Source organism: Arthrobacter sp. SPT-J7 (assembly GCF_059089965.1).
In genome coordinates this window covers 359,354-367,200 of record NZ_JBNHFF010000005.1, presented here as the reverse complement: position 1 = coordinate 367,200, position 7,847 = coordinate 359,354, and the positions used below count along the sequence as shown (strand labels likewise).

Annotated in this window: 6 protein-coding genes; 3 read left to right on the top strand and 3 right to left on the bottom strand. The window is 67.4% G+C overall.

Annotation, left to right across the window (positions count from 1 at the left end):
* Positions 1-461, top strand: a 461-nt coding sequence (locus AC5RWX_RS11355) for an IS30 family transposase (RefSeq protein ID WP_494097446.1), incomplete at its 5' end; no start/stop codon positions are given.
* A 107-nt stretch (positions 462-568) separates the two neighbouring features.
* Here the strand turns inward: AC5RWX_RS11355 and AC5RWX_RS11350 are convergent.
* The 3 genes from AC5RWX_RS11350 to purH all read right to left on the bottom strand — a co-directional run bounded on the left by AC5RWX_RS11350 (position 569) and on the right by purH (position 5,149).
* A complete protein-coding gene (locus AC5RWX_RS11350; RefSeq protein WP_493942113.1) occupies positions 569-2,797 on the bottom strand; it encodes an NADP-dependent isocitrate dehydrogenase in 2,229 nt (742 codons plus the stop codon).
* A gap of 270 nt (positions 2,798-3,067) precedes the next feature.
* Positions 3,068-3,331 (bottom strand): hypothetical protein, encoded by a 264-nt coding sequence (locus AC5RWX_RS11345; RefSeq protein ID WP_493945185.1) that lies wholly within the window; start codon positions 3,329-3,331, stop codon positions 3,068-3,070.
* Between the two features lie 132 nt (positions 3,332-3,463).
* Positions 3,464-5,149, bottom strand: a complete 1,686-nt coding sequence (gene purH, locus AC5RWX_RS11340) for a bifunctional phosphoribosylaminoimidazolecarboxamide formyltransferase/IMP cyclohydrolase (protein ID WP_494097445.1) — start codon at positions 5,147-5,149, stop codon at positions 3,464-3,466.
* A gap of 131 nt (positions 5,150-5,280) precedes the next feature.
* Here purH and AC5RWX_RS11335 point away from each other — a divergent pair, with 131 nt between their 5' ends.
* Positions 5,281-6,111, top strand: coding sequence for a hypothetical protein (locus AC5RWX_RS11335; protein ID WP_494097444.1), 831 nt, complete (start codon positions 5,281-5,283; stop codon positions 6,109-6,111).
* Positions 6,112-6,179: 68 nt separating this feature from the next.
* Entirely contained in the window at positions 6,180-7,826 is a 1,647-nt protein-coding gene (locus AC5RWX_RS11330; RefSeq protein WP_494097443.1) for an AAA family ATPase, read from the top strand.
* Positions 7,827-7,847 lie beyond the last annotated feature (21 nt).

The window sequence follows — 7,847 nt, the reverse complement described above, 5'->3', positions numbered from 1 at the left end:
GGCATTGGGAAGGCGACCTGATCATCGGCGCCGGCGGCAAGTCCGCGATAGGCACGCTGGTCGAACGGGCCACCCGCTACGTCATGCTGGTCCACCTCCCCGGCGACCACTCCGCGGCAACGGTCCGCGACGGCCTGGTCCAGACCATGTCAACGCTCCCGGCCCACCTGCGCGGTTCGCTGACCTGGGACCAGGGCTCGGAAATGGCCGCCCACAAATCCTTCAGCCTCGCCACGGACATGGACGTCTACTTCTGCGACCCCGCCAGCCCGTGGCAGCGCGGCTCCAACGAGAACACCAACGGGCTGCTGCGCCAATACTTCCCCAAAGGCACCGACCTCTCCGTCCACGGACCCGAAGACCTCGAACACGTCGCCCAGGAACTCAACGCACGCCCACGCAAAACGCTCGACTGGGACTCCCCAGCCGAGCGCCTGCGTAACCTACTATTGACCACGTAACCACCAGCAGTGTTGCAACGACCCCTTGAAACCGCCCTTCACGCGAAAGGTGCCCGGCCGCCGTCGTCAGTCAGGGCCTGAAGCCGGGCGAAGCCGCCCGGTGCGCGCTAGGCCGCTTCGGCCAGCTTGGCCACAATGCTGTTCAGCGTGGCGGACGGGCGCATGACCTCTGCGGCCTTGGCCGCGTCCGGCCGGTAGTAACCGGACAGGTCCACCGGCGAACCCTGCACGGCATTGAGTTCACCGACAATGGCTTCTTCGTTCTGGGCCATCTCGGAGGCAATGCCGGCGAAGGCAGCCGCCAGCTCGGCGTCAGCGGTCTGCTTGGCCAGCTCCTGCGCCCAGTACAGGGCCAGGTAGAAGTGGCTGCCGCGGTTGTCCAGTTCGCCGGCCTTGCGCTTGGGCGACTTGTTCTGCAGCAGGAACGTCCCGGTGGCTGCGTCCAGCGTGTCCGCCAGGATCTGCGCACGGGCATTGTCGGTGCTGGTGGCCAGGTGCTCGAAGGACACCGCCAGGGCCAGGAACTCGCCCAGCGAATCCCAGCGCAGGTGGTTCTCGGCCAGCAGCTGCTGGACGTGCTTCGGGGCGGAGCCGCCGGCACCGGTCTCGAAGAGTCCACCGCCGTTGATCAGCGGCACGATGGAGAGCATCTTGGCGCTGGTGCCCAGTTCCAGGATCGGGAAGAGGTCGGTCAGGTAGTCACGGAGCACGTTGCCGGAGACCGAGATGGTGTCCTGGCCCTTGCGGATGCGCTCCACGGTGAAGGCGGTGGCCTCCACCGGAGACATGATCTCGATCTGCAGGCCCTCGGTGTCGTGGTCCTTCAGGTACTCGGTCACCTTGGCGATCAGGTTGGCGTCGTGCGCGCGGGTCTCGTCCAGCCAGAACACGGCAGGCGTCTGGCTGGCGCGGGCGCGGGTCACCGCCAGCTTCACCCAGTCGCGGATGGGCAGGTCCTTGGTCTGGCAGGCGCGCCAAATATCGCCCGGGAACACCTGGTGTTCGATCAGCACGGTTCCGGCCTCATCCACAATCTGCACGGTGCCGGCGGTCTGGATCTCGAAGGTCTTGTCATGGCTGCCGTATTCCTCGGCGGCCTGGGCCATCAGTCCGACGTTGGGGACGGTGCCCATGGTGGTCGGGTCGTAGGCGCCGTTGGCGCGGCAGTCGTCGATCACCACTTGGTAGATGCCGGCGTAGGAGCTGTCCGGCAGCACGGCCAGCGTGTCCGCTTCCTGGCCGTCCGGTCCCCACATGTGGCCGGAGGTGCGGATCATGGCCGGCATCGAAGCGTCCACGATCACATCGGAGGGGACGTGCAGGTTGGTGATGCCCTTGTCCGAGTCCACCATGGCGATGGCCGGCCCCTGGTCCAGGCCCTTGTTGATCAGCTCCTGGACGCCCTTGCGGTCCTCCGGATCCAGCGCGTCCAGCCCGTTCAGGATGGAGGCCAGCCCGTTGTTCGGGCTCAGCCCGGCGGCGGCCAGCTTGTCGCCGTAGGTCTCGAACAGCTCCGAGAAGTAGGCCTTGACCACGTGGCCGAAGATGATCGGGTCGGAAACCTTCATCATGGTGGCCTTCAGGTGCGCGGAGAACAGCACGCCTTCTTCCTTGGCGCGGGCAACCTGGGCGGCCAGGAACTCGTCCAGGGCGGCGGCGCGCATCACGGTGCCGTCGATGACCTCGCCGGCCAGCACCGGGAAGGAGTCCTTCAGCACCGTGACGGTGCCGTCCTCGGCCACCAGCTGGATCTTGATCTTGCCGTCGGCCGGCATCACCACAGACTTCTCGTTGGAGCGGAAGTCATCGGCGTCCATGGTGGCCACGTTGGTCTTGGAATCGGCGGTCCAGGCACCCATGCTGTGCGGGTTCTGGCGCGCGTAGTTCTTGACCGAGAGCGGCGCGCGGCGGTCGGAGTTGCCCTCGCGCAGCACCGGGTTGACCGCGGAGCCCTTGATCTTGTCGTAGCGGGCGCGGATGTCCTTCTCCTCGTCGGAGGACGGGTCGTCCGGGTAGTCCGGCAGGGCGTAGCCGTGCTCCTGCAGCTCCTTTATGGCCGCCTTTAGCTGCGGCACGGAAGCGCTGATGTTCGGCAGCTTGATGATGTTGGCTTCCGGCTGCTTGGCCAGTTCGCCCAGTTCGGCCAAGGCGTCACCGATCCGCTGCTCCGCGGTGAGGTAGTCGCCGAAAACGGCGATGATCCGGCCGGCGAGCGAGATGTCGCGGGTCTCCACTTCCACACCCGCCGTGGAGGCGTAGGCCTCAACGATCGGCAAGAACGAATACGTTGCCAGCATCGGCGCTTCGTCGGTGTGGGTATAGATAATCTTGGCCATGGGTGAGGCGTCTCCCTGCAAAAGTGGGTCTTCAGTGTTTACTCAACTCCTCCAATTTACCCGAGGAGGCTAAATCGGTCCCGGTCGAAGACGCGCACCCTTCATCCAGAACAGCCGCGGGCGGGCGCAGCGCGGCCCACCTCACCTGCCTGAGGCCGTGCCCCACGCCAAGCACGACGGCGGTGCCCCGCCTGCCGGAGCCGGTCTGGCTGAGGGCGGCTTCTCAGGGCGCTTTGCCTCAGGACGCTTTCTCTCCAGGGCGCGTCCCCCTCAGGGGCTGCCGGGACCGAAGACCTGCGAGCGGTGTAGGGCGCTGCCTTGATCCAGGTGGGTATCCTTCATGCCGCCGCCGGGCCGGGCGGCCTCGGCCTCCCGCGCTGCCGCGTGCCGGCTGGCTGACTCATAGGAGCGAGTACGGCGCAGCCGCGATGCCACGAAGTACGCCACCGCACCGGCCACGATGATCCCCCCAATCACCACGCCCAGCCAGATATCGCCCGTTCCAGCCGCCGCCGTGGTCTGCATCGCCAGCACAGTGTGCCTCCCTTAACGGCCGGTGCCGGACACACCGGTTTCCTTGAACCTATGTGCCCGGCACGGTGCTGACAAGCATTCTGGCTAGCTGGCGCGGATCAGCTGTTGCGGCCGGAGCCGCCGCAGACCTTCTCAGTGGAAGAAGTGGCGCGCGCCCGTGAAGTACATGGTGATGCCGGCCGCCTGGGCCGCCGCCACTACTTCCTCGTCGCGGACCGATCCGCCCGGTTGCACCACGGCGCGGACGCCGGCGTCGATCAGGATCTGCAATCCATCGGCGAACGGGAAGAACGCGTCGGAGGCAGCCACGGCGCCGCGGGCCCGCTCGGGTGCCCCGGCGTCCTGCACATTGGCCGCTCCCCCGGCAGCGTCGGCTCCGCCGCCGACCGCCACGCCCAGGGTGTTGGCCCGCTCCACGGCCAGCCGGCAGGAATCCAGCCGGTTGACTTGGCCCATGCCGATGCCCACGGCAGCACCATTGGCTGCGATCAGGATGGCGTTGGACTTCGCGGAGCGCACCGCGTGCCAGGCGAAGGCCAGATCGGCCAGCGTCGCCTCGTCGGCAGCCTCGCCGGCGGCCAGCGTCCAGGTGGCGGGATCGTCGCCGTCGGCATCGATCCGGTCCGAGGCCTGCAGCAGCATGCCGCCGGAGACCTGCTTGTACTCGACCGTGTCCCGGGCGAAGCCCTCGGGCAGGACGAGCAGCCGGATGTTCTTCTTCTGCGACAGGATCTCCACGGCTTCCGGATCGAAGCCGGGGGCCACGACAACCTCGGTGAAGATGTCCTTGACGGTGTTGGCCATTCCGGCGGTCACGGTCCGGTTTGCGGCGATGACGCCGCCGAACGCGGACACCGGGTCGGTCGCGTGCGCCTTGGCATGCGCATCGGCGATCGGGTCTGCGGCGTCCGGCGAGGCGACGGCGATGCCGCAGGGGTTGGCGTGCTTGACCACGGCAACCGCGGGCTGGGCGAAATCGAAGGCCGCCCGCACGGCGGCATCGGCGTCGACGTAGTTATTAAAGCTCATGGCCTTGCCGTGCAACTGCTCCGCCTGCGCGAGGCCGGGCTCCGCGCCTGCCTCCACATACAGCGCCGCGGCCTGGTGCGGGTTCTCGCCGTAGCGCAGCGACTCGGAACGCTCCAGCGCCAGCCCCGCGTACGGCGGGAACTTCGGCGCCTCGGCCGAGCCGGATTCGGCGGCCTCGTCATCGCCGAACTGCTCGGCGGTCCACTTGGCCACGGCGGTGTCATAGGCGGCGGTGTGCGCAAACGCCAGGGACGCCAGCCGGCGTCGGGTCTTCAGGTCGAAGCCACCGGACGCGGCAGCCTCCACCACATCGCCGTAGCCGGCGGGATCGACGACCACCGCCACACTCGGATGGTTCTTCGCCGCGGCCCGCACCATTGAGGGTCCGCCAATGTCGATCTGTTCGACGACGTCGTCCTGGCTGGCGCCGGACTTCACGGTCTGCACGAACGGGTAGAGGTTGACCACGACAAGGTCGAACGGCTCCACGTCGAGCTCCTGAAGCTGCCGGACGTGGTCGTCCAGCCGGCGGTCGGCCAGGATGCCGGCGTGAACGCGCGGGTGCAGGGTCTTAACCCGGCCGTCCAGGCATTCCGGGAAGCCGGTGATCTCGGAGACCTCGGTGACCGGCACGCCCGCGGCGGCGATTTTCTTTGCCGTCGAGCCGGTGGACACTATGCTGACCCCGGCGGAGTGCAGGCCCTGCGCCAGCTCCTCCAGCCCGGTCTTGTCGTACACCGAGATCAACGCACGGCGGATGGGAACACGGTCAAGCTGCTTCAAGCTCACGCAAATCTCCAAGTATGGATGGCTTCGGGGATGCTTTCAGTCTAGCGCCGGGCCCCTCTCCGGCCCCGAGTGTGAAGCCGGTCCCCGGTGTGGGTAACCTCATCAAGGCAGCAGAAGGAGAACAGCAGAACATGTCAGCACCGGCGGCGGAAGACGCGGCACTGCGGATCGGCCGCTTTTCAGTGGCGGTGTGGCTGGTCGGGCTTCTAATCTTTGGCGGAACGATGGCCTTTGCCGCGCCACGGCTGCTGCCGCACCTGTTCAGCGCCGCCGGCGACGCAGCTGCGCCAGCGGATGCAACGGCAGAACCGGCAGCAGAGTCCGACGCCGGTGGCGCGCCTGCCCCCGGAGCCGACGGGCGCGGCGGGGCCGACGGGACTGACGGCAGCACAGCGCTAGCGCAGGAGGACAAGACCCCGGTGCGATCCGACCGGGCCGGCAGCTATTCGGGCTCCCGAGATGCCACCATCGACTACCAGCGGCCGGCCGGCTACGACGGCCCGTTCGAGGTCGCCGTCACAAGCGGCGTCGATGTCAGCGTGGCGGTGGACGACCCGGAAAACCCGAAGTGGCCGGTCCACTTCCTTTACAACTCCGCCGACCGGAACGAACCAGCCACCGCGCTGCTGGCCCCGGCCCGGGACAAGTTCACCCTCACCATCGACGCTGAAGGCGACTGGCAGCTAGAGGTCCGGCCGGTCCCCTACGCCGAGCTGGAAGGCGGCACGGTCTCCGGCTACGGCCCGGCGCTGGTGCGCTATGAGGGCGAGGAAGTGCTGGCCGAATTCACCTACAAGGGGGAATCCAACATCGCGGTCTATACCTGGCAGGAATCGCGCCGGAACCTGGTGGTCAACAAGATCGGCAGTAGCTCCACCAGGTTCTCCTGGCAGCCGTACCCGGTGACGTATTTCCTGGTGGACACCACGGACGGCCAATGGAGCTTCCGCGTGGGACGCTGAGGGCCGCGCCTGAACTGTGCCTAAAGTAGAGCCAGATCGCTCGTCAGTTCCTTCAAAGGGAGACTCCCATGTCGTTTGCCGAAACGCTTGACCAGGCGTTCAAGGCCCGCATCCCTGTGCTGTACGTGGAGAGCCACGAAGAAGCACGCGTGCACGCCGAAGTGCTCAAGTGCGCCGCCGCCTTGCGCACGCCGCGGCCGGTGTGGACCTGGAATGCCAGCAGCGGGCTGATCTCTCCCGGCGACGGCCAGCAGTCCAACACCACCGCCCCGGCGCGGGCCCTCGACCGGGTGCTCGGCACGCACGACCCCGGCGTTTTCATCTTCTTCGACCTGCATGCCTATTTCGGCACCGAGCAGCGCCCGGCGGACCCTGAAGTGGTGCGGAAAGTCCGGGAGATCTCCGCCGCCTTCCGGCAGGGCACCGCCGGACGGGTGCTGATCATTGTCGCTCCGCTACTGCGGATTCCGCCCGAGCTGGACAAAGCCGTCACGCTGGTGGACTTTCCGCTGCCCAGCCATGGCGAGATCCAGGCCATGCTCGCCCACATGATCAACCAGAATTCCGACGGCGGACGGATCAAGGTCGCGCTCAGCGAAGCCGACCAGGAGAACATGGTGCAGGCGGCGCTGGGCCTGACTATGGCGGAAGCAGAGAACGCCTTCGCCCGCGCCATGGTCGACGACGGCGAGTTGACCGCCGATGACGTGAAGGTGGTGCTGGACGAAAAGCGCCAGACCATCCGCAAGTCCGGGCTGCTGGACTATGTGGACGTCAAGATCAGCCTCGACGAGGTGGGCGGACTGAACAACCTCAAGCGCTGGCTGGCCAAACGGCAGGGCTCCTGGCTGGATGCGGCCGCCGACTTCGGACTCCCCTCCCCCAAGGGCGTGCTGATCACAGGCGTCCCCGGCTGCGGAAAGTCCCTGACAGCCAAGGCGATGGCTTCGGGCTGGGGGCTGCCGCTGCTGCGCATGGACATCGGCCGGGTCTTCTCCGGGCTGGTCGGCTCCAGCGAGCAGAACATGCGCAACGCCATCGCCACTGCCGAAGCCATTTCCCCCGCCATCCTGTGGATTGACGAGATCGAGAAGGGCTTCGCTGGCACCAACGGCGAAGGAGACTCGGGCACCTCCGCCCGAGTCTTCGCATCCTTCCTGACCTGGATGCAAGAGAAACGCCACCCGGTGTTCGTCGTCGCCACCGCCAACAACATCGACCGGCTCCCGCCGGAGTTCATGCGCAAGGGCCGGTTCGACGAAATCTTCTTCGTCGACCTGCCCAGCGACGCCGAACGCCGGGTGATCTGGCAGATCCAGATGGCCGGCCAGAGCACCCCGGCCAACCAGCTGGGCGCCATTGCCAACGATCCAGCCGCCGTCGAGCAGCTTGCCGCCGCGTCGGAGAACTACTCTGGGGCGGAGATCGAGCAGGCCGTGATCGCCGCGCTCTTCGACGCCTACGCCGAACACCGCCACGTAGTCCTGGCCGACCTGCAGCGCGCCGTGTCCAACATGATTCCGTTGGCCATCACCCAGGCGGAGGAAGTCAGCGCCATCCGGCAATGGGCCGCCTTGCGGGCGGTCGGTGCCACCGGCAGCGAGGACCTGGACGCCGGTTCCGGGCATCCGGCTGATCCGCAGCACCCCGCAGATCCCCGGCCCGCCATAGCGTCGGGCCAGCCGGTCCGCGGCGGCCGCACCGTGGACTTCTAGACAGCACCCGACTCCGAAGGA